Below are 26,252 nucleotides of genomic sequence, written 5' to 3' on the forward strand. Positions count from 1 at the left end.
AGGGGAGCGTTCTCATCGGGCTGAAGCAGTACCGTAAGGAGTTGTGGACTGATGAGAAGTGAGAATGTCGGTATGAGTAGCGAAAAGAATGGTGAGAATCCATTCCACCGAAAGCCTAAGGGTTCCTGAGCAACGATCGTCGTCTCAGGGTAAGTCGGGACCTAAGCCGAGGCGGAATAGCGTAGGCGATGGACAACAGGTTGAAATTCCTGTACCGGTGTGAATCGTTTGATCGATGGAGTGACACAGTAAGGTAGGTCAGCACGCGATTGGAAGAGCGTGTTTAAGCAGGTAGGTTGAGCTATAGGCAAATCCGTAGCTCTAAAAGCTGAGATGTGATGACGAGTGACTAGCAATAGTCGCGAAGTGATTGATCCTACACTGTCGAGAAAAGCTTCTAGGTAGAGACACATCGCCCGTACCAAAACCGACACAGGTAGGCGGGGAGAGAATCCTAAGGTGCGCGGGAAAACCCTCGTTAAGGAACTCGGCAAAATGCCTCCGTAACTTCGGGAAAAGGAGGACTCATGTAGTGTGAAGAGCAGAAGCGCTTGGAGCATGAATGAGTGGCACAAGAGAGGCGCAAGCGACTGTTTACCACAAACACAGGTGCCTGCTAAAGCGAAAGCTGATGTATAGGTGCTGACACCTGCCCGGTGCTGGAAGGTTAAGAGGAGGGGTTAGACTTCGGTCGAAGCTCTGAATTGAAGCCCCAGTAAACGGCGGCCGTAACTATAACGGTCCTAAGGTAGCGAAATTCCTTGTCGGGTAAGTTCCGACCCGCACGAAAGGTGTAACGACTTGCGCACTGTCTCAACGAGGGACCCGGTGAAATTGAAGTACCTGTGAAGATGCAGGTTACCCGCGACTGGACAGAAAGACCCCATGGAGCTTTACTGCAACCTAAGATTGAACTTAGTTAATGAATGTACAGGATAGGTGGGAGACTTAGAACCTAGGACGCCAGTTTTAGGGGAGTCGCTGTTGGGATACCACCCTTTCATTAATTGATTTCTAACGGGCCGAGTAACGACCGGCCGGACAGTCTTAGGCGGGCAGTTTGACTGGGGCGGTCGCCTCCAAAAGAGTAACGGAGGCGCCCAAAGGTTCCCTCAGAGCGGACGGAAATCGCTCGAAGAGTGTAAAGGCAGAAGGGAGCTTGACTGCGAGACGGACAGGTCGAGCAGGGACGAAAGTCGGGCTTAGTGATCCGGTGGTGCCGAGTGGAAGGGCCATCGCTCAACGGATAAAAGCTACCCTGGGGATAACAGGCTAATCTCTCCCAAGAGTCCATATCGACGGGGAGGTTTGGCACCTCGATGTCGGCTCATCACATCCTGGGGCTGAAGTAGGTCCCAAGGGTTCGGCTGTTCGCCGATTAAAGTGGTACGTGAGCTGGGTTCAGAACGTCGTGAGACAGTTCGGTCCCTATCCATCGCGGGCGCAAGAAACTTGAAGGGGGCTGCTCCTAGTACGAGAGGACCGGAGTGGACGAACCGCTGGTGTACCAATTATCCTGCCAAGGGTACAGTTGGGTAGCTACGTTCGGGACGGATAAACGCTGAAAGCATCTAAGCGTGAAACCAGCCTTGAGATGAGGTTTCTCATAGCATAAGCTAGTAAGATCCCATGTAGACGACATGGTAGATAGGCCAGGTGTGGAAGAGCCGTGAGGTTTGGAGCTGACTGGTACTAATCGATCGAGGGCTTTACTTAAGCAGCGTAACCAACTTGAAGGAGCAACGCGACGCACAAGTTGCGTGGAGTCGCTTACGTCGAAACGTAAGATTTCACGATGTGAAATCCACAGGCTTCGACGCAATCCTCCAGACGTGTACTTTGAGTATGGGACGCAACATATAATAAAACATTAAGCAGAATGTGCAACAAATATATATACTTCTATGTGGTTTTCAGAGTACAAACTCTGACAGATTCAGTGGCGATGGCTATGAGGATCCACCTGTTCCCATCTCGAACACAGTAGTTAAGCTCATAAACGCCGAAAGTACTTGGCTGGAGACGGCCTGGGAGGATAGGAAGCCGCTGATTAACGAAAAGAAAAAGGTCTACCTAAAGGTAGGCCTTTTTCTTTTTGCTAGTCTTCGACTAGCTAACCCTACTAGAGCAGCCTCCAGCCAAGGTTGTAGAGGTTGTATCTATGTACGTGTCCGTGTAAGACGGCCCTGGGAAAAGCAGGGCAGTAGAAGATGGAGGAGTGAAACGACGACAGATTCACTGCATCGCTTTCTTCCGAACGTAAGATTTACCGAGCTGCGAAGCAGAGAAGGGAAATCCACAGTGAGGAAGCAAGTAGGGCAACCGAAGAGGTCTTAGAGCTAAGCGACGCAGCCGAACCATATGAGTGCTTCCGAACGTAAGATTTACCGAGCTGCGAAGCAGAGAAGGAAAATCCACAGTGAGGAAGCAAGTAGGGCAACCGAAGAGGTCTTAGAGCTAAGCGACGCAGCCGAACCATATGAGTGCTTCCGAACGTAAGATTTACCGAGCTGCGAAGCAGAGAAGGGAAATCCACAGTGAGGATTGATAGGAAGCCGCGGCTAATGGTAGTATCTAACTAATCCATACGGTAACGAGGCACAACGTGCCAATGTTACCGAACCGTAAAGCAGTTGAGCTACTTTAAATATATGTAAATAAACTTTATCTAATCGATACCGCGGTGCGCAGCACCAATGGTATCGAACCGTAAACTAGTTGAGCAACTCCATATTTATGTAAATAACAAGCCCCATGATCACAAAATCATAGAGCCTATATATTAATAACAACTTATTAGGAATTTAATATATATACAAAAAAAGAGCTGCCTAAGCAGCTCTAATTCTTTATTATTCTACACCAACCATTACGCTAGTGGATTTGATAACAGCGACAACTTCTTTGCCAACTGCTAAGCCTAATTCTTTAACGGATTGAATAGTAATGTCAGCAGTAACAATATTATTATTACCTACGTTGATTTTTACGATTGCATTTACAGCGCCTTCTTGGATCTCAACGATAGTACCTTTTAATTGATTTCTTGCACTTAATTTCATGGATATCTCCTTAAAAAACAATACAAAAAGTATATATATTATAATATTTTGCATATAATTTGTGATATACATTACATCACAAATTATATGGAGCGGGCGAAGGGAATCGAACCCTCCTCTCAAGCTTGGGAAGCTCGCATTCTACCGATGAACTACGCCCGCACGATGTAAATATTGTATCATATATTTACATATACATTCAAGTAATCATAGATATATCTATGATTATACCTATAGTAGTAAATGTATTGAATTACTTTCAATCTAGATGTATAAAATAATAGAAAAGGAGGAATTCGTATGTCAAAAGTATATAAAGTTCATAAATGGTTATCTATCATTTCCTTAATTTTCTTCTTAATGTTTTGTATTACAGGATTAGTACTCATGTTTCGAACTGAGTTAAATGCATGGGCTCAAGGTGGAACAACACATCATTCATCAGCTATAATGTCGATGAATGAACATGAAGAATCTATATTTAAGTATGCTGATCAGGGGGCACTACTTGTTAAACAGAAATATCCATCAAAAGATATTTTGAATATATCCCCTGCTATGGGGGCTACACATATTTTACGGTATCGTATTATTGAATCTACGGCTACGGTAGCACCTCCAGCTCGCATGGGAATGGGTGGGGATTATGTTTTATATAATCCTATATCTAAAGAACTGATTACTTCACATAATGAGCCTCCTGTACATCCTTGGATTCGTAGTATGTTACATACTCTTCATCAATTACATACACGATTAGATTTAGGTAAAATTGGCATATATATTGTAACATTCTTATCATTTTTATGTAGTCTCACTATTATTTCAGGGATTTTTTTATATGGTCCATTTCGTAAAAGTTATTCTAAAGCCTCTGTTTTATCTAAGAAAATGAAAATAGGTGCATTACATCGTGAATTCTCAATAGTTGCAACGGTCTGGGGATTTATATTATGTATAACAGGTGTATGGATTGGGGGCTTTTTTATTGCAAATGATAACTATAATGCCGATGTACTTCATAATGCTAAACAGGAACTTTCGATTGGACAATCTGAAATATTGCAACCATCAGAAGCAATTTCTCGTATAATGAAAGTATATCCAGATCGACAAGTTATTTCTATGGATTATCCATCTAAGTTTAACAATTACCATTATGCATTTTATTTAGGTGCAGAAAATGATGATGATCCAGCTATGTTTCTTGGACAGCCTGTATATGCTAACTTGTATGTCGATTCTAGTAATGATAGATTTTCTACTAAAGCAGTTCCATGGTATTTTACAGGTATGACGACTATGATTAACCTACATATTCATAATCATAATACGATGGCTCTGAAGATATTGTGGGCTATATGGGATATTGTTCTCATTATTGGTATCGTGACTGGACTTATGATGACTATTATTAGAAAGTATAAAAAATCAGATGTAATTCTATCTAAAGTATCGGTAGAGGAAAAGCATATTTGGCGTACACCATTATTTTGTAGTATATCTGTTCTTATAGGATTGCTTCTACCACTTTGGCAAAATCCTGTTATGAATACGATTGCTGCTATTTGTTTAACTGTATCACTTATTGTATTTTTTATCTCTTTACTTAAAGAAAGTAAACAATATTGATTATTTTCGAACTGAAATGATATAATAATAAATATAGTTGTTTTTATATACATAAAAATACGTATTATTATTTATGACTCAGAAAGTGGTAGTTATTATGAATTTTATAAAAGCATTTTTCCAGTCAGAGTCTGCTGGTGGGATATCCTTGCTGTCCGCTGCTATTTTAGGCGTTCTTGTGGCGAACTCACCGATTGCAGCACAGTATTTTGCAGTCATGCAAATACACCTTGGTCCAATGACTATACTGGAGTGGGTAAATGATGCCTTAATGGCTCTTTTTTTCCTTTATGTTGGTATAGAGATCAAGAAGGAAATGATTTCTGGGGAGCTTGATACGAAGGCGAAACGTGTGCTTCCCGTATTAGCCGCATTTGCAGGTGTTATTACGCCAGCTATTGTGTATTATTTTGCGGCTGGATATATGCCAGAATATAGACATGGTTGGGGGATTCCTACCGCTACAGATATCGCTTTTGCTATAGGCGTTATTACAATGCTTGGTAATAAGGTATCTACAGCGATGAAAGCCTTTCTAGCTGCATTAGCTATTATTGACGACTTGATTGCCATAGTCGTTATTGCTCTCTTTTATGGGGCAGGCGTTAATTTTATGGATTTAATAGCTGCTGCGGCTGTAACTGGTTTACTGATTTATACTAATAAGCAAGGCTATTTAAGACCACTTCCGTATTGTGTTCTAGGATTAGTTCTTTGGTATTTAGTTTTAAAATCTGGTGTGCATGCTACCATTGCTGGTGTTGTACTGGCTATGACAATTCCTTTTAAAGGTAAAGTTATAGATAAGGTAGTATATCCTATGGAAGAATGGGCCCATGCTTTACGCAATTGGGTAAACTTCTTAATTATACCATTATTTAGTTTTTTAAATGCTGGTGTATCCTTTGCTGATTTTTCCATAGATAATTTATTCCATCCTGTAATCATAGGTGTTTCATTCGGTTTAATCTTAGGAAAACAATTAGGTATATTCTCTGCCGTCTACATTTTGGTTCAATCTAAGGCAATTAAGATGCCTACAAAAACGACGTGGCCTGAAATTTATGGGACAGCTATTTTGTGTGGTATTGGCTTTACTATGAGCCTTTTTGTTGCTACACTGGCTTTCCCACCAGGTATAACACAAGAAATGGCTAAGGTAGGTATCTTTATAGGATCAATCACGGCAGGCTTGCTAGGTGCGATTGTCCTAATTTTAGCTTATCAAATACGCAAGATGCGTGGTAAAATTTAATAAAATAATCTTTTGTAAGTATAGAAAGGATTCAAATGGAACGCATTTTTGTTTTCTTACGTTCTCCAGGTGCAGCTACATCTGTACTCCTAGGAGCAACAGTACTCGCTTTAATTTTAGCGAACTCTCCATCATCTGAACAATACTTTCAAATCGTTAATCACCATATAGGTAATCTAACAATTTTAGAATGGGTTAATGATGCATTGATGGCAATCTTCTTCCTTTTTGTAGGTCTCGAAGTTAAGCGTGAATTAGTATCAGGTGAGCTTAATACTAATGCTAAGCGTGTGATGCCAGGCATTGCCGCATTATTTGGTGTTCTAACGCCCGCTTTTATCTACTACTTAATTGCAGGTTTTCATTCTGAATATATACATGGTTGGGCAATACCAACTGCTACGGATATTGCATTTTCCATCGGTATTATATCTGCATTAGGCTCTAGAGTACCGAATTCAATGAAAGTATTTCTAACAGCTCTTGCCGTTATAGATGATTTGATTGCTATCATCGTAATTGCAATCTTCTATGCGTCAAGTATTCACATGATGTATTTAGGTGCAGCTGTCGTAGTTGTAGCTGCTTTAATCTATTGTAATAAGCAAGGATATGTACGACCTTTACCATATATCATTCTAGGGTTTATCCTTTGGTATTGTGTATTAAAATCTGGTTTACATGCAACTATGGCTGGTGTAATCTTAGCTATGACAATTCCTTCAAAAGGCAAACGAGGCCGTAAGTATGTTCGCCCAATGCAACATTGGGAACATTTATTGTCCAATTGGGTTAGTTTTTTAATTGTACCAATATTTGCATTCTTTAATGCTGGTGTAGATTTACGTAATGTATCTGTTAATGACTTAACACATCCTGTAGTGCTTGGTGTTGCATTAGGCCTTATTATAGGGAAACAAATAGGTATTTTTGGTGCAGTATTTGCGATGGTGAAATGTGGCCTTGTACCAATGCCGACAGAAGCTAATTGGAAGCATGTATATGGTACTGCGATTGTATGTGGTATAGGCTTTACAATGAGTATCTTCGTATCTATCTTGGCATTTGAACCCGGTCACGCTCAAGAAATGGCAAAAGGTGGCGTTATACTTGGCTCATTAATCTCTGCATTATTCGGCTACATCTTCTTAAGACTTGTTGGTGCAAACCGAAAAGAATGTCATATTGGTGTATACCATAACTGCTAAAATTGAATAAAACTATTAAATCTCCATTATAGACTGAAGAGTATTTCCGACTTTAGAAGTAATCTAAGCGAATATTCTTGCAGGATATAATGGAGATTTTCATTGGTATCTTATAATTTTATGATATATATGTAATACACCCTTAAAACTATACTATAACTATAATTTAATATATATGAATTATTGATATTAATAGAACTTTTATGGTTTATAGATTATTTAAAACTGTATAGTATACTACTTAATGTAAGGTGAGGTGTATATGATAAAAAAAATAATTATTGCATGTACGCTTGTTTGTATGATTGTAATGGTATCCTCTGTATCATTAGCAAAAACTATTGATCGGGGGCAACGAGGGCATCACGTTAGTAAGGTGCAAACCATGTTAAAGCATCAAGGTTTTTTACATGATTCTATAGATGGCATTTACGGTCATAATACAGAACAAGCTGTTCGAAAATTTCAAAAATCTAAAGGGCTCCCTGTAGATGGTCGTGTTGGTCCTGCTACGATGAATGCTTTAGAAAAGATGGAGACTCGTTATGGTGGACATGGCACAGAACGCGATCATAATGGAGTGCCTAATAAATACTCTAAAGTTTTAACGATGGAGGCTAGTGGCTATTCATCTCAAGATCCTGGCAACGGAAAATATACAGCTACAGGCAGTCGTCTACGGAAGGGACTTGTATCTGTAGACCCTAAATTAATTCCTTTGGGAACGCGATTATATATTGAAGGTTATGGCTATGCTGTAGCTGACGATGTAGGTGGTGCTATTAAAGGGCATCGCATTGATTTAGCCTTTGATTCTCGTGCAGAAGCATTGCAGTTTGGACGTCAATCTGTAAAGGTTTATATTTTATAATGATAACTCTCTAGTTTTATATGATTATATGATAGATGTATAGACTACAATCATATTCTTGTATAACATGCTAGAGAGTTTTTCTTTTACCGAATTATAATGTATTCAAAACCTCGAATATTCGGAAAATATGGTATAATAAATAATAGATATATGATGATGACTCATGATGTTAAATTAATAAGCATACTTAATAGTTATATGATGAATGGTAAAGGATAATCCTATGGATAAAGTACGGCGCGTAGAACGAATGGTGGCAATGACAAAACTGTTAGTTGATTCACCGCAAAAATTGATTCCTTTAAATTACTTTTGCGACTTTTTTGGCATGGCTAAATCAACGGTTAGTGAAGATTTAACATGTGTAAGGCAGTCTATGGAACACTTTCAACTGGGGACCTTAGAAACGGTGGCCGGTGTAGCTGGTGGGGTACGATTTATTCCGCATCGCAAGGGAATACAAGCGAACGATATTCTACGCGATGTGCAAGCTCGTTTAATGGAGCCAGATCGCATCATTCCAGGTGGTTTTATTTATATGTCTGATATCTTATATGATTGGCATGTAATGACACGTCTGGGTGAGATTATTATGACTCGTTTTGTGGACCGTGAACCAGACTATATTTTGACTGTAGAAACAAAGGGGATTCCTTTGGCTGTAATGGTAGCGAGAGCTTTCAATAAACCACTTGTTATTGCTAGACGTGATAGTAAGGTAACAGAAGGTTCTGCTATTAGTATCAATTATGTAACAGGTTCCTCTGGGCGCATTCAAACTATGACTCTAACTAAACGGGCAATTCCTCCAAATGCGAAAGTGTTAATTATCGATGACTTTATGAAAGCTGGCGGTACCGCTAAGGGGCTTAAAGAATTAGTTCTTGAAATGAGTGGCGTCGTTGTTGGCACAGGTGTTCTTGTAGCTACAGCTGAACCAAGTCCGAAGTTGATCGATGATTATGAATCACTATTTACTTTTTATGGTATCGATGAAAATACAAAGAAAATTAGTATAGAGCCTGTGTTAGATGCAGAGTAAATCATTAATATTAGGAAGATTATAGGCTGATATAATGGTTTATATTGAGTATTGACCTATGGGCTAAATAATGACGTAAATAATATTTAAAATGGTTTAGAGATATAAGAGATAACAGATAGGAGATTACTATGAATATTGCAAGCCTTATTTTAGCTGCTGGTAAGGGCACGCGTATGAAGTCTAAATTGCCAAAAGTGTTACACAAGGTCGGCGGTAAGGCGATGGTAGAACGCGTTCTTGAAACGGTTCAATCCATTGGTACCAATCGCGATGTTGTTATCGTTGGTTTTGGTGGCGATGCAGTACAAAATTACTTGGGAGAGCGTGCTGAATTTGTTCGTCAAGAAGAACAAAATGGTACAGGTCATGCAGTTAAGATGGCTCAACCAGTACTTGGTGATTATGATGGTACAATCTTATTGTTATGCGGTGATACTCCCCTGGTTACAAAAGAAAGTTTAGAAGCACTTTTAGAAGAACATAAAAATTCCGGTGCAGCAGCTACAATCTTAACTGCTCATATGCCGAATCCAACTGGTTATGGACGTATCATTCGTAATGAAGCGGGTTCTGTAGTTCGTATCGTAGAACAGAAAGATGGTAAACCTGAAGAATTAGCGGTTCAAGAAGTAAATACAGGTATGTACGCTTTTGATAGTAAAAAATTATGGCCTTGCTTAGATCAATTATCTGATGATAATGCCCAAGGTGAATTGTATATTACTGATGTAGTTGGTATTCTCGTAAATGGTGGCGACAAGGTAAGTGCATACATGACTAAGGATTTTGAAGAATCTTTAGGTGTAAACTCACGTTTGCAATTAGCAGAGGCTGAAGCTATATTAAAACATCGTAAAAATGTTGAGTTAATGACTGCTGGCGTAACAATTATTGATCCTGAAAATACCTATGTGGCTCCTGAGGTAACAGTAGGTGCAGATACAATTTTGCATCCTGGTACAATTCTTGAAGGTGATACCGTGATTGGTGAGCGTTGTGAAATTGGACCACACACTCGTTTGACGAATGTAAAAGTCGGCAATGATACGATTATCCACTTTACTTATGGTCATGACTGTGAAGTAAAAGACGGTGTAGATGTAGGTCCATATGTCCATTTGCGTCCAAATACAGTTTTAGGTAACAAGGTTCATGTAGGTAACTTTGTAGAAGTTAAAAACTCTAATGTTGGGGAAGGTACTAAGTTCCCACATCTCTCCTATATCGGTGATAGTGATGTTGGGGCCGGTGTTAATATTGGCTGTGGCACTATTACCGTGAATTATGATGGGAAAGTTAAGCATCGTACGACTATTGGTGATGGTGCATTTGTTGGTTGTAATAGTAACTTAGTTGCCCCTGTAACAGTAGGTAATTATAGCTATGTAGGTGCGGGCTCTACTATTACTAAAAATGTACCAGATAAGGCCTTGGCTGTAGGGCGCAGTAAGCAAATTGTGAAAGAAAATTGGGTAACAGAGGATACTTTCAAAAAGAAATAAAAAAAATCTCATATTTTTTAACACAATTAGGTCAAAATAGTATACAATAAAAAGGCAATAGTGTGTATCTGTAATGTATAGATTATGGATAAGTAACCAGTATAGGAGCAAATGAAAGGGTAACAAAATGGCATTTGAAGACGGCAAAAAACTCAAGATTTTCACAGGTAATGCAAATCCTGCATTGGCAAAGGAAATTTGTGATTATTTAGGGTTGCCTTTAGGTGAAGCATTTGTAGGTCGTTTTAACAATGGCGAAGTACAAATAATGATTGATGAAAGCGTACGTGGCAAAGATGTATTTATCATTCAACCAACTAGCTATCCTGTAAATGATAATTTAATGGAACTCATGGTTATGGCTGACGCGTTAAAACGCGCTTCTGCACGTCATATCACTGCAGTAGTACCTTACTATGGCTATGCTCGCCAAGACCGTAAGACTCGTGGTCGTGAGCCGATTACAGCTAAATTAGTAGCTAATTTGATGCAAACGGCAGGTATTACACGTCTTGTAACAATTGATTTGCATGCAGGCCAAATTCAAGGTTTCTTTGATGTGCCTGTAGATCATTTGTTTGGCGCATCTATTTTGGCTAAATACATTAATGAAAAAAATATGGAAGATGTTATCGTTGTATCTCCTGACCTTGGCGGTGTTACAAGAGCTCGTGATTTGGCTGACCGCATTGGTGCACCGATTGCAATCATTGAGAAAAAACGCCCTGAACCAGGTGTGGCTAAAGTTATGAATCTCATCGGTGATGTGGCAGGTAAAAACTGTATTATTATCGATGATATCGTAGATACGGCTGGATCCTTGGTTGAAGGTGCTAAAGCATTGGAAGAATTCGGTGCTAAATCCGTTACCGCCGCTGTTACACATGCAGTGTTGACAGATCCGGCAAGTGAACGAATTGCAAATTCCAATATTAAGGAACTTATCGTTACTAATACTATTCCATTGCCGGAAAATTGCAACTTACCAAATATTACGCAATTATCCGTAGCTCCATTGTTGGGTGAAGCAATTATGCGTATCTTCCATGAAGTGTCTGTAAGTAATTTATTTGATAAATAATAGGTGATTTTTGAAATTAGTAGTAGGCCTCGGTAACCCCGGCAAGCAATACGAAAAGACAAAACATAATATTGGATTTATGGTTATTGATGCCATTGCCGATAGTGTCCCTCATACGCCTTGGAGAGAGGAGCAACGTGCTGAGGTATGCAGTATTACCGTAGATGGTGAGAAAGTATTACTTGTAAAGCCGCAAACATTTATGAATCTAAGTGGTGAGTCTGTAGGACCGTTAATGCGGTACTACAAAATTGATCCATCTGATGTGTATTGTATTTATGATGACATGGATTTACCTATAGGTAAGTTGCGTATTCGACCAAACGGTAGTTCGGGTGGACATAATGGGATTAAATCCTTAATTTCCCATATAGGAACAGAAAATTTTCCTCGATTCCGCGTAGGAATTGGACGTCCATTGCCACAATGGACTGTCATTGATCACGTTTTAGCACCATTTAGTGAAGAGTCGCAAGAGAAGGTGCAAAAAGGTATTAAGGATACGGTAAAAGCCGTATTAGGTACCTTAGAGGTAGGCATTGATAAAGGCATGAATCAATTCAATCCTAAACGTCGTTCACAGCGATAAATACATGCATAAGGGCATGAGTCTCATTGAGATTCATGCCCTTTTTACGAGGTACATATGAGTAATCAAGAAAAAATGCCTTTTGTAGAGGCTTTAGAATCATATAAAGAACAACATTTCGTGCCCTTTCATACACCAGGTCATAAGATAGGCGTTGAAGCACCTCAACTATTAAAGAATTGGATGGGGCCAGCGTTACCCTATGACTTAGGTGTTATGTATGCTTTAGATGATTTACATGAACCTGAACGGGAATTAAAAGAAGCGCAAGACTTAACAGCAGAGTTATATGGAGCTGATTGTTGTTGGTTTTCTATTAATGGTACTACAGCTTTGATTGAAGCCATGATTATGGGGACTGTAGGGCCTGATGAAATCATTATCATTCCTCGAGAAGCACATCGTTCCGTTATTAGTGGGCTTGTCCTCTCAGGAGCCAAACCAGTATATATGGACTGTGATTTTGATGAACGCTGGGGAATTCCACTAGGTGTATCATTAGAAAATGCTATCAAATCAATGGATGCACATCCAGAGGCAAAGGCGATTCTTTTAGTTTATCCAAACTATTATGGCGTGGGCATAGATATTGTTAATATCATACAAGAGGCTCATAAGCGGGAACTTATTGTACTTGTTGATGAAGCTCATGGGCCTCATTTGCCGTTTTCTGAAAGTTTACCTATAGAAGCTACAGAGGCTGGAGCAGATTTGGTGGCTCAAAGTACACATAAATCTGTTGGCTCTTTGACACAAACATCTTGGCTATTAGGGCAAGGTAAAAAAATTGATAAGCGGCGTATTACGCAAATGCATCAAATGTTACAAAGTACGAGTCCAAACTATATTTTCCTTGCTTCCTTAGATATGGCGCGCCATCAATTAGCCACAGCAGGTAATGATTTAGTAAGTCGTGCAGTAGAGTTGAGTATGTACTTACGTGAGGAACTCAATAAAATTTCTGGTATTGCTACTATGGAATATACAGATATTCAAGAGCGGGTAATAAATTATGATTGTACTAAGGTGCTGATTGATGCAAAAGGCTTAGGTTTAACAGGTGTAGAATTTGAACATTTATTGCGCAATCATCGTATCGAAGTGGAGTTAGTACAGGCAAATCATGTGTTAGTGCTTATTACCATAGGTGATACAAACGAGTCTGTAACTGCTCTTATTAAGGCTGTACAAGCTGTAAGTGAAAAGGTGTTACGTACATTTAAAGAATTTAATAATACAGAGGAAGAGCAATTGCAAGACATTAGTAAAGATTCTGCGCTGCTGCCAGCGCCTATTGTGCGAATAACCCCTCGTAATGCTATGTATGCAAATCGTGAGCAAATACCGTTAAAAGAAGCACTTCATCGTATTGCAGGGGAGACAATTGCTTATTATCCACCGGGGATTCCCTGTGTAGCAGTAGGTGAAGAGATTAGTGCCTCTGTGTTACAATATATAGAGAATCGAAAGGCTCTAGGTTATGTACCTAATGGGTCTGATGATATGACATTGGAAACAATTTGGGTGTTACAGGAGTAATTATGGGGACTTTGATTATATTAGAAGGCGGAGACGGCAGCGGTAAGGCTACACAAACTAAACTCTTAGTAGAACGCTTGACCAAAGAAGGGCATGCCGTTAAGTCTGTGAGCTTTCCAAACTATGATAGCGGCGCCGCTATGCCTATTAAAATGTATTTAGCTGGTGAATTTGGTAAGAATGTACATGATGTAAATCCTTATGTGGCAAGCTCCATGTACGCTATCGATCGATTTGCTTCCTTTAGAACTGATTGGGAACAGTTTTACAAAAATGGGGGAATCATCATTGCAGATCGTTATACAACGTCTAACATGGTGCACCAAATGGTAAAATACGATAATCCGAAGGAACGCACTGCATTTTTAGATTGGCTTGAAGATTTTGAGTTCCAAAAATTTGGCTTGCCTAAACCTGATGCGGTATGCCTTTTAGATATGCCCCTTGAAGTGAGCGAAGCCCTTATGGCGGAGCGCACTGGTAAAACAGGAGGCAATACTGGTGATATTCACGAAGGAAATCATGCATATTTAGTAGCCGTTCACGGTGCGTATGAAGAATTAGTAAAGCGTTATCAATGGCACCGCATACCTTGTGCTTATAAAGCTAAGTCTAGTCAGTATACGTTGCGTACTATTGAAGAAATTCATAATGATGTATATAGTGTAGTAGAAAATCTACTACCTTAGAAAAAGGCGACTCTTTTAAAAGTCGCCTTTTTCCTATATAATATTAATATTGAGCATGTATTGATAGGAGGCGCTATGACATATTTTGATTCTATAATTGGTCAAGATTCGATTAAGGCACACCTATCTGAACTTGTAAGTCGTAATGCATTACCTCATAGTCTCTTGTTTTATGGCGAATCTGGTCTTGGCAAGCTAGATATGGCCATAGGCCTAGCATCTTTATTACTAGGGCGTCAAGTATTCTCTCAACCTAAGGGGGAATCTTATTTAGCAGAGGTTAAGGAAGCCCGTTTAGCAAATGGGGATACGGAAAAACGTATCGAAGCCGAAGGATTACCTATCTATATGGATAAGGGTGATGCCTTTTGGATTCGCCCTATGAAAACAACCTTAAAGGTAGAGCAGTGGTATTCATTATTACAAGATCATCTGTCTGTGGCGGGCAATGGGAACCGCGTTGTCATTGTGGAGGACTTTCACACAGCCAATGCAGTCATGGCAAATTCTATGCTAAAAACCATTGAGGAACCGCCCGAACAGGTGTACTTCATCATTATTACGAACAAGATTAACACCGTATTGCCTACCATCATTTCTAGATGTATGGGCGTTGGTTTTAACAGTGTTGATGTAGATACGATTCGCACCGCTTTTGTAGCGCGTGGAATTACCGGTGATATAGAACAGGCTTTGTTAGCTGGTCATGGTAATCCACAATTGGTGGAAAAACTGGCGACACAAGGTCGCATTGAAATGCTAGAGTTAGCCGTTAAGGTGATGGACATATTAGCTTTTGAAACACGATGGTTTTCTATGATTTCCTTAGCTTGTGAAAGCTTATCTCGTGAAAATTTAACAGAATTGATGCACTGGTTACGCCTTATAAGTAGAGATATGATGGCTCTTAAAATGGGGGCTCAAGACACGCAATTACAAGTACCTATGTACAAGACTCAATTATTACGATTATTACCGCGCTGGTCCATGCAAGCATTGTCAGAGGTTATTACCGAAACATTGCAAGCAGAACGGGCTTTGCGCTTACATATAAAAACCGCTCTCGTGGTGGACGGTCTCTGTATCGCCCTTCATGATGCTCGGGAGGAGGATTAAATGCTAACCATAGTTGGCGTACGCTTTAAAAAGGCGGGAAAGATTTATTATTTTCAGCCTGAACAATTAGAACTATCTGTTGGGGATGGAGTTATCGTTGAAACAGCTCGTGGTGTAGAATACGGCACGGTTGTGATTGGACCAAAAGAGGTCTTTGAAGATTCTGTTGTTGCCCCTGTTAAGCCTGTTATTAGACAGGCGACGTCAAAGGATTTGAAACAAATCGAGAAGAATAAAGAGCGCGAAGAAAAGGCCTTTGAAATTTGTCTAGAAAAAATTGAAAAACGCAAGTTACCGATGAAACTTATCAATGTGGAATACACATTTGATATGAATAAGATTATATTCTTCTTTACTGCAGATGGCCGTATTGACTTCCGTGAGCTCGTTAAAGATTTGGCAACTATATTTAGAACGCGCATCGAGTTACGCCAAGTGGGTGTCCGTGATGAGGCTAAAGTACTAAATGGTATTGGTGCTTGTGGTCGACCTTTGTGTTGTTCAAATTTCTTAGGTGACTTTACGCCTGTATCGATTCGCATGGCAAAGGATCAAAATTTGAGCTTAAATCCTACGAAGATTTCTGGTGTATGTGGTCGATTGATGTGTTGTCTTAACTATGAAGATGATTTATATAAAAAAGGTGGCGACCTATATGTGAAGAAGGAACGCACTCAATCTCCTCAAGATATAGCACCTCCTGGCATTGGTAAGGAGGTTGTTACCGATGAAGGTATTGGTAAAGTTTTAAAGGTAAATCATCATAAGCATACTGTAAAGGTACAGCTCGAAGCGGGCCGTACTATCGATTTGAAATGGTCCGAGGTGGCATTGCCTGATGAATGATCAAGAACGACTTGATGATTTAATTATCGATGGCTTACAGATTTATCAGCGTTCTGATATGTTTCGCTTTTCCTTTGACGCCATAGCACTCATTCATTTTTGTCGTTTTAATGGTCGTCATACCTATGTTGATCTTGGAACGGGGTCAGGGGTTATGCCGCTTATAGGTACGTCATTAGGGGCAGGTCATATTACAGGTATAGAAATTAATGAAACTCTCGTTGAGTTGGCTAAGCGTAGCGTAGAACATAATCGTAAACAAGATGTGGTAAATATGTTATGTGGTGATTATCGGCATATGACATATCGAGATATACAAGATAAGCCTTTTGATGGTGTTATTGTTAATCCCCCTTTTTATGATTGTGAAAGCGGTGCAAAGCCTACATCTGAAGAGCGTACTTTAGCACTTCATGATGGACATACAACTTTATGTGATGTTCTGAAAGCGGTACAGTCTTTTATTAAATGTAAAGGTCGCTTGTGGATGATTTATAGTGCTAGTCGCTTGCAATATGTATTACATGAACTAGAAAGGTTTAACTTTCAAGCAAAACGAATTCGGTTTGTTCATGGTATGCTAGATAAACCAGCAAAATTAGTTTTGATAGAGTCTATTTTTCAAGGTCAGGCAGGTCTTGTACTTGAGCCACCACTCATCGTTTACAAAAAAACGAATGTGTACACGAAGGAGGTGTCCTCTTGGTATGAACGATAATGAATGGGGCACATTATACTTGGTGCCTACACCGATTGGTAATTTAGAAGATATGACGTATCGATCTGTTCGTATTTTGGGTGAGGTAGATGCTATCGCGGCTGAGGATACACGTCATACGGGCATATTGTTAAAACATTTTGATATTAAAAAGCCTTTGATTTCTTATCATGAACATAATAAGGAGGAAAAAGGTGCTTATATTTTGGAACTTTTGTTAGAAGGACAGTCGATTGCTTGCGTTAGTGATGCGGGTATGCCTGCTATTTCTGATCCAGGGGCAGACCTTGTAACAAAGGCCATTGAAGAAGGCATAGCTGTAGTTCCATTACCAGGAGCCAATGCGGCGTTAACAGCACTTATTGCATCAGGTTTAGATACTAAATCCTTTACCTTTGCAGGGTTCTTGCCTAAACGAGGGAAACATCGTATTGAAGAATTAAAAAGACTTTCACAAGTGATGGGAACCTTGCTATTTTACGAAGCCCCGCATCGACTACAAGAGGTTTTACAAGATATGTATGAAGTCTTTGGTAATCGCTCCATAACGGTGGCAAGGGAACTGACGAAGAAGTTTGAAACCTTTGTACGCACGGATCTGGAAAACCTTGTAAAGAATTTAGAACAGCTCACCTATAAAGGTGAATTCGTCCTCATCGTAAGCGGTGCTGATACAGTGGAGTCCGATACTAGTGAAGTGTTGGATGAACCAGTATCTTATGAAGATGCTGTGCAAGCCCTTGTAGATACTGGGGTACCTAAAAAAGAAGCTATTCGCCAGGTGGCAAAGCGTTTTAACGTTTCCCGCCGGGATGTATATAATATTGTAGAACGTTAAACCTTCCCATTCGAAGGTTAGAAGGAGGCTCATCATGGGAGACACAAAGAAAACGTATTATATTACGACACCTATTTATTATCCAAGTGCTAAGTTGCACATTGGTCATACGTATTGTACATCTGTAGCCGATACAATCGCACGTTTTAAACGATTAGCAGGATATGATGTACGTTTTTTGACTGGTTCAGATGAACATGGCCAAAAAATCCAACGTGCTGCAGAAGCACAAGGCATTACTCCTCTTGAATATACTACAAATATTGTAAATGGTTTTAAAGCATTGTGGGAAAAAATGCATATTTCCAATGACGATTTTATTCGGACTACCGATGAACGTCATGAAAAGGTTGTTCAAGCGTTATTTACAAAAGCTTATGAGAAGGGCGATATTTACAAAGCCGAATATGAAGGCTGGTATTGTACACCGGACGAAACTTTTTGGACAGAGCAGAAGCTAGGACCTAATCATACTTGTCCGGATTGCGGTCGCCCTGTAGAGCGTGTTAAAGAGGAAAGTTATTTCTTCAAACTCGGTAAATATACGGATCAATGGCTTAAGTTTATTGAAGAGAATCCTGACTTTATTCAGCCTGAATCTCGTCGCAATGAGATGATTCAATTTGTAAAGCAAGGTCTAGAAGACTTGGCGGTGTCTCGTACATCCTTTGATTGGGGAATCAAGGTTCCATTTGATCCTAAACATGTAGTATATGTTTGGTTCGATGCATTAGTGAACTATATTAGTGCCCTTTCTCCATTTGATGGTGATGGTGAACTATATAAAAAATACTGGCCTGCAGATCTTCATTTAGTAGGTAAGGAAATCGTACGTTTCCATACAATTATTTGGCCTATGATGCTCATGAGCCTTGAGTTGCCATTACCAAAAAAGGTATTTGGACACGGTTGGATGATTGTAGATGGTACAAAGATGAGTAAATCCTTGGGGAACGTAATCGATCCAATCCCATTGATTGATACATATGGTGCAGATTCTTTGCGTTATTACTTATTAAGCGAGATTACGCTAGGTAATGACGGCAACTTTACGTTACCTAACTTCGTTACAAAAATTAATGCAGATTTATCTAATGATTTAGGTAATTTATTAAACCGTACTATTGCGATGATTGAAAAATACCATGGTGGTGTGATTACAAAATGCGATGATATAGACGATTTGGACCGTGATGTATCTACATTAGCCGTTCAAACTGCAAAAGATTTTGAAGCGGCGATGGAAAATATGGAGCTTAATAAAGCTATCAAAACTGTATGGGCTTTTATTGGTCGCATGAATAAATACATTGATGAAACAATGCCTTGGGTATTGGCTAAATCTGAAGATGCGCATGATAAAGCGCGCTTGCAATCTGCTATGTATCACTTGGCAGAGGCATTGCGTATCATTGCCATCTTGGTAAGCCCTGTAATTCCTGTAGGAGCTCCAAAAATCTGGGAACAATTAGGGCTTACAGGTTTTGAAGCGGCTACGTTGGAAGATGCTAAAACTTGGGGATTATTGGCAACAGGTACTAAGGTTGTAAAAGGTGAGCCTATCTATCCACGTTTTGAAGTTCCTGAAATGGTAGATGTAGTTGTTACAGAAGAAGTTGAAGAAGCTGTAGATACATCTAATATTCCACCATTAAAAGAAAATATTACCTATGATGACTTTGAGAAACTCGATCTTCGTGTAGCTAAAGTTATAAGCTGTGAAAAGGTGCCTAAGTCCAAGAAGTTGTTGAAATTTGTATTGGATATCGGTATTGAAGAACGCACCGTATTAAGTGGTATTTCCCAATATTATGAACCGGAGACTATGGTTGGTAAAAAGGTAATCTATTTGTCTAACTTGGCTCCTAAAAAGATGATGGGCATTGAGTCTTATGGTATGATTTTGTCCGCCTCTGATTGGGAAGAACATTTAGAGGTAACAAATATCGAATCATTACCGGCAGGAAGTGTGGTTAAATAATGAAACTTTTTGATACACATGCTCATGTAAATGATGGGCGTTTTGATAATGATCGTAATGAGATGTTACAAGCCTGCTTTGATACAGGTGTAGAATATATTATGATTCCTGGTGTTGATAGAGGTACCGTTGAGTCTGGTTTAGCTTTGGCTAAACAGTACGATCAATTATATGCTGCTGTAGGGACTCATCCCCATGAATCAAAGGACTTTACAGAAGAAGACTACGAGTTTTATAAGGAACAAGCTCTTAACAATGATAAGGTACGTGCTATTGGTGAAATTGGACTAGATTATTACTATGATTTTTCTGACCGTGAAACACAAAAACGCGTATTTATTCGTCAGTTAGAGCTTGCTCGTGAAGTAGAACTCCCGATTATTATCCATGACCGCGATGCACATGGTGATATTATGAATATCTTGCGCAATGAAGGGAAGGATAACTGGGGCATTTTCCATTGCTATTCTGGTAGCTGGGAGATGGCAAAAGAAGCCATTAAAATGGGCTTTTATATTTCCTTTGCAGGTCCTGTAGTATTTCCTAAGTCTACAAATCTTAAGGAAGTGGCAAGACAAGTGCCATTAGAACGAATCCTCATTGAAACCGATTCACCGTATTTGACACCACCACCATTTAGAGGCCGTCGTAATGATCCAAGTAAAACTCAGTTTGTGGCAGAAGAAATTGCAAGCCTTAAAGGGCTCGATGTAGATGAGTTTTGTGAAATTGCTTTTAATAATGGTAAACGAGTATTTGGTATCGAGTAAATGTAGAAACTAGTTCATAAGATAATTAGCGAATAAAATATCTGTTTGGCTTTAATTACTAAGTTTTTGCGTACAAAGTATTAGAATACATGATAAAACTAAATTAGAATTATAAATTATAAAACGCGGTTCTCCCTTATCGGTGAGAATCGCGTTTTTCTATGGTATACTAAAGTATATTCATACTGAACAGAAGTAAGATGAGGATAGCAACATGAAACGTATTGCATTTATAGATTTAGGCTCGAACTCAGTTCGTTTTGTCATATATGAAATTTCTAAGACTGGTAGTTATCGACTGATATATCAAGAGAAAGAAAGTGTACGTCTCAGTGAGAATATGTGGGGAACTCACGAACTGACCAAAGAAGCTATGGAACGCTCTTTGCGTGCTCTAAAAGGTTTTGTACACATGGCTGATGCAATGGAGGCAAATACGATTAAAGCTGTTGCTACCGCAGCAGTACGTTTGGCTAAAAATGGGGATGCTTTTATTAAATCTGTAAAAGAACGAACGGGTTTGGATTTAGAATGTATTGCTGGTGAAGAAGAGGCTCGCCTAGGGTTTCTTGGCGTTATCAATACCATTGGACTTAAGGATTTTATTATTTTTGATTTAGGTGGTGCCAGTACCGAGATAACCCTTGTACGAAATCGTCATATTACAAAATCGGTGAGCTTGCCGATAGGGGCCCTTACCTTAACAGGCACCTATCAGAAGGGGGATGAATATACTCCTAAAGAACTTGATAAACTGACGAAGGTTGTGAAGAAAACGATTAAGGAACATACATGGCTTCGCAATGTGAAATTACCGCTCCTTGGTATCGGCGGCACTGCTCGTAATATTGCTAAAATGGATCAACGCAAGTTATCTTATCCTATTACAAAGCTACATAATTATGAAATTCCATATCATAGATTCCATGAGATTTTGGAAGAAGTAAAAGGTAAATCTCTAGAGGAACGCAAAAAGATTAGTGGTTTATCATCGGAGCGCGCTGATATCATTATTGCAGGCCTCACTATCGTAGAAGAATTATTTAACTACGTAAATACTAAAACACTCGTTGTTGGTGGTTGTGGTCTGCGTGAAGGCTTATTTTACGACTATTATGGAGAGCACTACTTAGGTGGTAACTCTATTATTGATGATATTTTAGTACATTCTGCAGAGAATGTCTTGTTAGGTATGACTAAACATGAGTTAGTTCATGCTAAATATATTACAGGTTTAGCTATTAAACTGTATGATGTATTAGAGCCACTTCATAGAGCTGATAAAAAAACAAGACGTTGTTTGATTGCTGCTAGTTTATTACATGATATTGGTAAACGGATTAACTATTATAGTCATGCCCGACATGGCTGCTATATGCTTGTCAATAGTAATTTATATGGGCTTTCTCATGTTGAACAAGCTTTTAGCGCGTTCCTTGTTATGAACTCTCATGGTTTGACACCAAAAGAGTATAAAAACTTCTTATACGGTAAATTATTAGATCAAGAGCAGCGTTTGTTGGGTCAAAAAATATCTATTATTCTGGCTTTAGCTGAAGCTCTTGATGAAAGTCATGAACAATTTATTCGCCATTTATCCGTGAATCTAAAATATACTAGTGTACTATTAGTAGTAACCTATTTGAACGGTCGCGATATAAGTGTAACAAAAGCGGCTGTAGAGAAATTAGGAAAATCTTTCAAAAAAGAATTTAAGAAAACATTAGAAATAGAGTGGAAGGAAGCTCGTAAGGAGGCATAATGGCATTACCAAAAGCATTACGATATGCAGTGCTACATGTAGGCTCCAGTAGCATGAGTATTACTATTTTAGAATACAAGGGCATCGATGATGTACGCGTTATAGATTATGCAGCTAGGGAGGTAACCTTTGGGGAAGAATTATTCCAAACCTCTCGTTTGAGTTTTGAAACAATTGAGGAAATTTGTCATATCCTAAAGGGATATAAACAATTAATGGCCGATTACGGTGTGAGTCGCTCTAGATTATATGGCACTACTGTAATACGTGAAGCCGCTAATCGTCGTAGTATTCTCGATCAAATTTATATTCAAACAGGTATGCGTGTTGAGGTTATCGACATGCCTAAAGAGGTGTATTACAAATATGCCTTACTATACTACAAGATGACTAATCAGTACCGCTTGACGGATCCTACAAAGGCAACATTATTCCTTGATATTACTTCTGGTGGTGTAGGCTTGACTGTTTGGCGTGGTGAAAGCTTATTATTCCAGCGCAATATGCATAGCGGGTCATTACGTGTTATGGAATCTTTTAATCGCAACCAACGTTCCTCTACATCGTTTCCAATGGCTATTACTGAGTATTTACATCGCATGATAGGCCCATTGCGGGAGGAGCTTAAAACTTTTAATATTAATAGTGTCATTTTATCTGGCGATGAAGCTCAATATATGGCGCGTCTCATGGGAGATGGCAGTAATAAGGACGATATTATTACCATTGAACCAGAACGTTTTAAGGGCTTCATCAAATCCTTTGATGGTGTAACAGCCACTAAGTTGATCAATCGATATAAACTACCTGAATATAAGGCGAATATTTTGATGCCTACTATGATTTTATTTAATGAAATTATAACGGCTATAGAGCCTAAATCGTTGATTTTTAGTAGCTTCTCCTTTTCACAAGGAATAAGCTGGTTCTATGGAGTTGAAGCTGAAAATAATCCCTTTATGTACCAATTGCGTGAGCAAAATGCTCAGCTAGCTCGTGCTGTTGCCGCTAGATATCATACTGACAGCATTCATGATGCTGAGGTGGAACGTTTCAGTTCTTTGTTTTGTAAAACATTACGCCATAAAGGTTTACCGGAGCGGTGGGGTTACTTATGCCGCATTGCAGCTATATTGTGTTCTGTAGGTAAGTTTGTTAATTTACGAAACCATGGAGAGCATGCGTATCATATTGTGATGGGCACAGATATTTTCGGGCTTTCAGAAGAAGAAAAACAAGTAGTGGCAAATGTCGTATTTTATCACTATAAGGGAACTCCATCAGATGATGATACATATTTTAATTCTTTGACAGAATTACAAAAGATTCAAGTTACAAAGTTAGTAGCTATCATTCGTGTGGCCTGTGCTCTCGATGCAGGGAGTAACCAAAAAATCTCAGATGTTATATTGGAAGAGCGCGATAATGTATTGTATGTATTCTGTCGCACTAATGAGGATATTTCTTTAGAATGGTGGACGTTTAATCGAGATGCTGAATATTTTACAGAAGTATTTGGTATGGAACTTATGCTTGTAAGAGGAGGTGACCGCCATGTTCAGTAATGCTAAATATTATTTTAATCGTGAATTATCTTGGCTAAAATTTAATCAGCGTGTACTATTAGAGTCCATAGATACAAATACTCCGCTGTTGGAGCGGTTGCGTTTTATTGCTATTGCTAGTTCTAATTTAGATGAGTTTTTTATGATTCGAGTGGCTGGTTTACGTCATCAAGTTGTGAATGGCATTGTTAAATATGATGCGGCTCATATGGATGCAAAGGCACAATTAAAGGCGATAGATGAATCTGTACAACGCCTTGTTGCTATGCAAAGTATGTATTTAAATAATGTTTTGACTGAACTAGAAAGTTATGGTTTTTTCTTTACACATCCTGATGAGCTAGATGTAAAAACAAAAGCCTGGCTACGCCATTATTTTGAGGAACATATATACCCCGTAGTAACACCATTGGCTGTTGACTCGGGGCACCCATTTCCATTTTTAACAAATCATACCATTAATGCAATTGTACGTATCTTTCAAATACAAGAGGATGGGACTAAGGATTACAAGATTGCTATCTTGCCAATACCATCTGTATTAGATCGAATCATTGAAGTTCCAAGCCGTGGCAATAAGGAACATCGATTTGTTTATCTAGAAGATGTCATTACTTATTATGCAAATCAATTTTTCCAAGGTTATGGTATTGAAGATTATATGGTTTTCCGTATTACTCGTGATGCAGATCTTGAAATAGATGAGGAAGAAGCAACAGATTTGCTATCTGAAGTAGAGGCATCCTTGCGGCGTCGCCGTCGTGGTGATGCGGTACGTCTTGAAGTTTGTGGAGAGATAAAGGATCACTTATTAGATTTTGTCCTTACAAGTGTAGAATTAGAGCAAAAGGACGTATATCGCATTGATGGACATTTGGATTGCCGTATGTATTTTGATTTCTGTAATTATCCAGGTTATGATAAGCTCCGATATGAACCGTTTGATCCTAAGATTCCTAGTGAATTAGTTGATTATGAAGGTGATAGCTTATTTTCTATTATTGGGAAGCAAGATCTTTTTGTTCATCATCCCTTTGAATCTTTTTCAGTGGTTGAGCAATTTATTGCACAAGCAGCGATAGATCCTGATGTATTGGCTATTAAACAAACATTATATCGCGTTAGTGGGGATTCTCCGATTATTGCGTCCTTAATAAAAGCGGCAGATAATGGGAAACAAGTAACCGTCCTTATGGAGGTTAAGGCGCGGTTTGATGAAGAAAACAATATTCATATGGCTCGTCGACTCGAAAAAGCGGGATGTCATGTTATTTATGGTTTAAAAGGTCTTAAGACACACTCTAAAATTACTATGGTGGTACGCCGGGAAACGGATGGTATTAGGCGGTATGTCCATCTAGCAACGGGAAACTATAATGGTAAAACAGCTCGGATGTATACTGATTGTGGTATATTTACTTGTAATGATGAGTATGGTGATGATGCGTCACGTTTTTTTAACTTGATTTCTGGATATTCTGACCCACCGATTTGGAATAAGTTTATTGTAGCGCCTTTAAATTTACGTGAAAAAATTATGGAACTTATTGACCGTGAAATCGAGTTTGCTAAGAATGGGGAAGAAGCCTATATCATTGGTAAGATGAATTCTCTGCTCGATAAAAAGGTCATTGCTAAGTTGTATGAAGCTTCTTCTGCTGGAGTTCGTATCGATCTTATCGTGCGTGGTATTTGTACGCTTCGTCCTGGCATTGCCGGTGTTAGTGATAATATCACAGTACGCTCTATTGTGGGGCGTTTTCTTGAACATCATCGTTTGTTCTACTTCCGTAATGGAGGGAATGAAAGTCTGTACCTATCTAGTGCAGATTGGATGCCTCGAAATTTGAATGAACGTGTAGAGCTTATGATTCCGATTGAAGATAAACGCCATAAAGAACGGGTAAAAAGTATTTTAGATTTATATTTAGATGATACATTAAAAGCTCATTTTATGAGAGCAGATGGTTCGTATCATAAAATCAATGATCGAGAGAATCCTATATCTGCTCAAGAGGAGCTAATGAAAACTGCTATTGAGCATGAACACAGAGAGTCAATGACGGTCATTGAACGGTTACAACCGATGTTAAAAATGAATAGATGATGAAAAAACCTTAATATATTAGGTAATGAATTTTAATACAATTACATAACATATAAAAAGCCCATTATATGGG

General features: G+C 39.0%; 20 protein-coding genes, 1 tRNA gene and 2 rRNA genes (1 of these 23 cut by a window edge). 21 read left to right on the forward strand and 2 right to left on the reverse strand.

The features are described from left to right. Together B1A77_RS06195 and rrf are read left to right on the forward strand one after the other, a co-directional pair. A 23S ribosomal RNA gene (locus B1A77_RS06195) occupies positions 1-1,716 on the forward strand; it begins 1,219 nt to the left of the window's first position. Positions 1,717-1,935: 219 nt separating this feature from the next. Further along, positions 1,936-2,052 (forward strand): 5S ribosomal RNA (gene rrf / locus B1A77_RS06200). An 800-nt stretch (positions 2,053-2,852) separates the two neighbouring features. Here rrf and B1A77_RS06205 read toward each other — a convergent pair. Together B1A77_RS06205 and B1A77_RS06210 are read right to left on the reverse strand one after the other, a co-directional pair. Beyond that, on the reverse strand, positions 2,853-3,062 hold the full coding sequence (locus B1A77_RS06205; RefSeq protein WP_004693239.1) for a TOBE domain-containing protein: 210 nt from the start codon (positions 3,060-3,062) through the stop codon (positions 2,853-2,855). Positions 3,063-3,150: 88 nt separating this feature from the next. After that, a tRNA-Gly gene (locus tag B1A77_RS06210) sits at positions 3,151-3,224 on the reverse strand. A 138-nt stretch (positions 3,225-3,362) separates the two neighbouring features. On the opposite strand from B1A77_RS06210, the gene B1A77_RS06215 reads away from it, so the two are divergent. The 19 genes from B1A77_RS06215 (at position 3,363) to ppk1 (ending at position 26,179) form a co-directional block, all read left to right on the forward strand. Beyond that, complete coding sequence (locus tag B1A77_RS06215) at positions 3,363-4,694, forward strand: PepSY-associated TM helix domain-containing protein (RefSeq protein ID WP_004693241.1); 1,332 nt, start codon at positions 3,363-3,365, stop codon at positions 4,692-4,694. A 97-nt stretch (positions 4,695-4,791) separates the two neighbouring features. Beyond that, positions 4,792-5,949 carry a Na+/H+ antiporter NhaA gene (nhaA, locus tag B1A77_RS06220; RefSeq protein ID WP_004693243.1) on the forward strand — a complete coding sequence of 386 codons (1,158 nt, stop codon included), beginning with the start codon at positions 4,792-4,794 and terminating at the stop codon, positions 5,947-5,949. Between the two features lie 35 nt (positions 5,950-5,984). Further along, positions 5,985-7,157 (forward strand): Na+/H+ antiporter NhaA, encoded by a 1,173-nt coding sequence (gene nhaA, locus B1A77_RS06225; protein WP_024060197.1) that lies wholly within the window; start codon positions 5,985-5,987, stop codon positions 7,155-7,157. Positions 7,158-7,419: 262 nt separating this feature from the next. Further along, the gene (locus tag B1A77_RS06230; RefSeq protein ID WP_077708282.1) at positions 7,420-8,028 is read left to right on the forward strand and encodes a peptidoglycan-binding protein; all 609 of its coding nucleotides are present in this window, start codon (positions 7,420-7,422) and stop codon (positions 8,026-8,028) included. Positions 8,029-8,254: 226 nt separating this feature from the next. Then, positions 8,255-9,073 (forward strand): pur operon repressor, encoded by an 819-nt coding sequence (gene purR, locus B1A77_RS06235; RefSeq protein WP_004697116.1) that lies wholly within the window; start codon positions 8,255-8,257, stop codon positions 9,071-9,073. 131 nt (positions 9,074-9,204) lie between these two features. After that, entirely contained in the window at positions 9,205-10,578 is a 1,374-nt protein-coding gene (gene glmU, locus B1A77_RS06240) for a bifunctional UDP-N-acetylglucosamine diphosphorylase/glucosamine-1-phosphate N-acetyltransferase GlmU (RefSeq protein WP_077708284.1), read from the forward strand. Positions 10,579-10,705: 127 nt separating this feature from the next. Then, entirely contained in the window at positions 10,706-11,659 is a 954-nt protein-coding gene (locus B1A77_RS06245) for a ribose-phosphate diphosphokinase (protein WP_004693255.1), read from the forward strand. Between the two features lie 10 nt (positions 11,660-11,669). Then, positions 11,670-12,248 (forward strand): aminoacyl-tRNA hydrolase, encoded by a 579-nt coding sequence (gene pth / locus B1A77_RS06250; protein ID WP_077708286.1) that lies wholly within the window; start codon positions 11,670-11,672, stop codon positions 12,246-12,248. Between the two features lie 57 nt (positions 12,249-12,305). Next, positions 12,306-13,787, forward strand: coding sequence for an aminotransferase class I/II-fold pyridoxal phosphate-dependent enzyme (locus B1A77_RS06255; protein WP_077708288.1), 1,482 nt, complete (start codon positions 12,306-12,308; stop codon positions 13,785-13,787). A 2-nt stretch (positions 13,788-13,789) separates the two neighbouring features. Continuing rightward, positions 13,790-14,476 carry a dTMP kinase gene (locus B1A77_RS06260; protein WP_004693261.1) on the forward strand — a complete coding sequence of 229 codons (687 nt, stop codon included), beginning with the start codon at positions 13,790-13,792 and terminating at the stop codon, positions 14,474-14,476. 75 nt (positions 14,477-14,551) lie between these two features. Then, a complete protein-coding gene (locus tag B1A77_RS06265; protein WP_077708290.1) occupies positions 14,552-15,592 on the forward strand; it encodes a DNA polymerase III subunit in 1,041 nt (346 codons plus the stop codon). Beyond that, positions 15,593-16,438, forward strand: a complete 846-nt coding sequence (locus tag B1A77_RS06270) for a PSP1 domain-containing protein (protein WP_077708292.1) — start codon at positions 15,593-15,595, stop codon at positions 16,436-16,438. Beyond that, positions 16,431-17,156, forward strand: a complete 726-nt coding sequence (locus B1A77_RS06275) for a tRNA1(Val) (adenine(37)-N6)-methyltransferase (protein WP_008713596.1) — start codon at positions 16,431-16,433, stop codon at positions 17,154-17,156. Before B1A77_RS06270 ends, B1A77_RS06275 begins: the two co-directional genes overlap by 8 nt. Further along, a complete protein-coding gene (gene rsmI, locus B1A77_RS06280; protein WP_077708295.1) occupies positions 17,146-17,994 on the forward strand; it encodes a 16S rRNA (cytidine(1402)-2'-O)-methyltransferase in 849 nt (282 codons plus the stop codon). The genes B1A77_RS06275 and rsmI overlap by 11 nt, the downstream gene beginning before the upstream one ends. A 34-nt stretch (positions 17,995-18,028) precedes the next feature. Next, a complete protein-coding gene (metG, locus tag B1A77_RS06285; protein WP_004697381.1) occupies positions 18,029-19,975 on the forward strand; it encodes a methionine--tRNA ligase in 1,947 nt (648 codons plus the stop codon). Continuing rightward, positions 19,975-20,745, forward strand: coding sequence for a TatD family hydrolase (locus B1A77_RS06290; protein ID WP_004697131.1), 771 nt, complete (start codon positions 19,975-19,977; stop codon positions 20,743-20,745). Before metG ends, B1A77_RS06290 begins: the two co-directional genes overlap by 1 nt. A gap of 214 nt (positions 20,746-20,959) precedes the next feature. After that, entirely contained in the window at positions 20,960-22,507 is a 1,548-nt protein-coding gene (gene ppx, locus B1A77_RS06295; RefSeq protein WP_004696994.1) for an exopolyphosphatase, read from the forward strand. Next, a complete protein-coding gene (locus B1A77_RS06300) occupies positions 22,507-24,072 on the forward strand; it encodes a Ppx/GppA phosphatase family protein (RefSeq protein WP_004697172.1) in 1,566 nt (521 codons plus the stop codon). The genes ppx and B1A77_RS06300 overlap by 1 nt, the downstream gene beginning before the upstream one ends. Then, positions 24,062-26,179 (forward strand): polyphosphate kinase 1, encoded by a 2,118-nt coding sequence (gene ppk1, locus B1A77_RS06305; RefSeq protein WP_004697370.1) that lies wholly within the window; start codon positions 24,062-24,064, stop codon positions 26,177-26,179. The genes B1A77_RS06300 and ppk1 overlap by 11 nt, the downstream gene beginning before the upstream one ends. Positions 26,180-26,252: the final 73 nt, after the last annotated feature.

It is taken from the genome of Veillonella parvula (assembly GCF_002005185.1).
GTDB lineage: Bacteria > Bacillota > Negativicutes > Veillonellales > Veillonellaceae > Veillonella > Veillonella parvula_M.

Excerpts from the sequence above, each read along its gene's own strand:
- purR (WP_004697116.1), top strand. The coding sequence starts at position 8,255 with ATGGATAAAGTACGGCGCGTAGAACGAATGGTGGCAATGACAAAACTG.
- B1A77_RS06270 (WP_077708292.1), top strand. The coding sequence starts at position 15,593 with ATGCTAACCATAGTTGGCGTACGCTTTAAAAAGGCGGGAAAGATTTAT.
- B1A77_RS06245 (WP_004693255.1), top strand. The coding sequence starts at position 10,706 with ATGGCATTTGAAGACGGCAAAAAACTCAAGATTTTCACAGGTAATGCA.
- B1A77_RS06260 (WP_004693261.1), top strand. The coding sequence starts at position 13,790 with ATGGGGACTTTGATTATATTAGAAGGCGGAGACGGCAGCGGTAAGGCT.
- glmU (WP_077708284.1), top strand. The coding sequence starts at position 9,205 with ATGAATATTGCAAGCCTTATTTTAGCTGCTGGTAAGGGCACGCGTATG.
- B1A77_RS06300 (WP_004697172.1), top strand. The coding sequence starts at position 22,507 with ATGGCATTACCAAAAGCATTACGATATGCAGTGCTACATGTAGGCTCC.
- ppk1 (WP_004697370.1), top strand. The coding sequence starts at position 24,062 with ATGTTCAGTAATGCTAAATATTATTTTAATCGTGAATTATCTTGGCTA.
- B1A77_RS06255 (WP_077708288.1), top strand. The coding sequence starts at position 12,306 with ATGAGTAATCAAGAAAAAATGCCTTTTGTAGAGGCTTTAGAATCATAT.
- B1A77_RS06275 (WP_008713596.1), top strand. The coding sequence starts at position 16,431 with ATGAATGATCAAGAACGACTTGATGATTTAATTATCGATGGCTTACAG.
- B1A77_RS06215 (WP_004693241.1), top strand. The coding sequence starts at position 3,363 with ATGTCAAAAGTATATAAAGTTCATAAATGGTTATCTATCATTTCCTTA.
- B1A77_RS06205 (WP_004693239.1), bottom strand. The coding sequence starts at position 3,062 with ATGAAATTAAGTGCAAGAAATCAATTAAAAGGTACTATCGTTGAGATC.
- nhaA (WP_024060197.1), top strand. The coding sequence starts at position 5,985 with ATGGAACGCATTTTTGTTTTCTTACGTTCTCCAGGTGCAGCTACATCT.
- rsmI (WP_077708295.1), top strand. The coding sequence starts at position 17,146 with ATGAACGATAATGAATGGGGCACATTATACTTGGTGCCTACACCGATT.
- B1A77_RS06290 (WP_004697131.1), top strand. The coding sequence starts at position 19,975 with ATGAAACTTTTTGATACACATGCTCATGTAAATGATGGGCGTTTTGAT.
- ppx (WP_004696994.1), top strand. The coding sequence starts at position 20,960 with ATGAAACGTATTGCATTTATAGATTTAGGCTCGAACTCAGTTCGTTTT.
- nhaA (WP_004693243.1), top strand. The coding sequence starts at position 4,792 with ATGAATTTTATAAAAGCATTTTTCCAGTCAGAGTCTGCTGGTGGGATA.
- B1A77_RS06265 (WP_077708290.1), top strand. The coding sequence starts at position 14,552 with ATGACATATTTTGATTCTATAATTGGTCAAGATTCGATTAAGGCACAC.
- metG (WP_004697381.1), top strand. The coding sequence starts at position 18,029 with ATGGGAGACACAAAGAAAACGTATTATATTACGACACCTATTTATTAT.
- B1A77_RS06230 (WP_077708282.1), top strand. The coding sequence starts at position 7,420 with ATGATAAAAAAAATAATTATTGCATGTACGCTTGTTTGTATGATTGTA.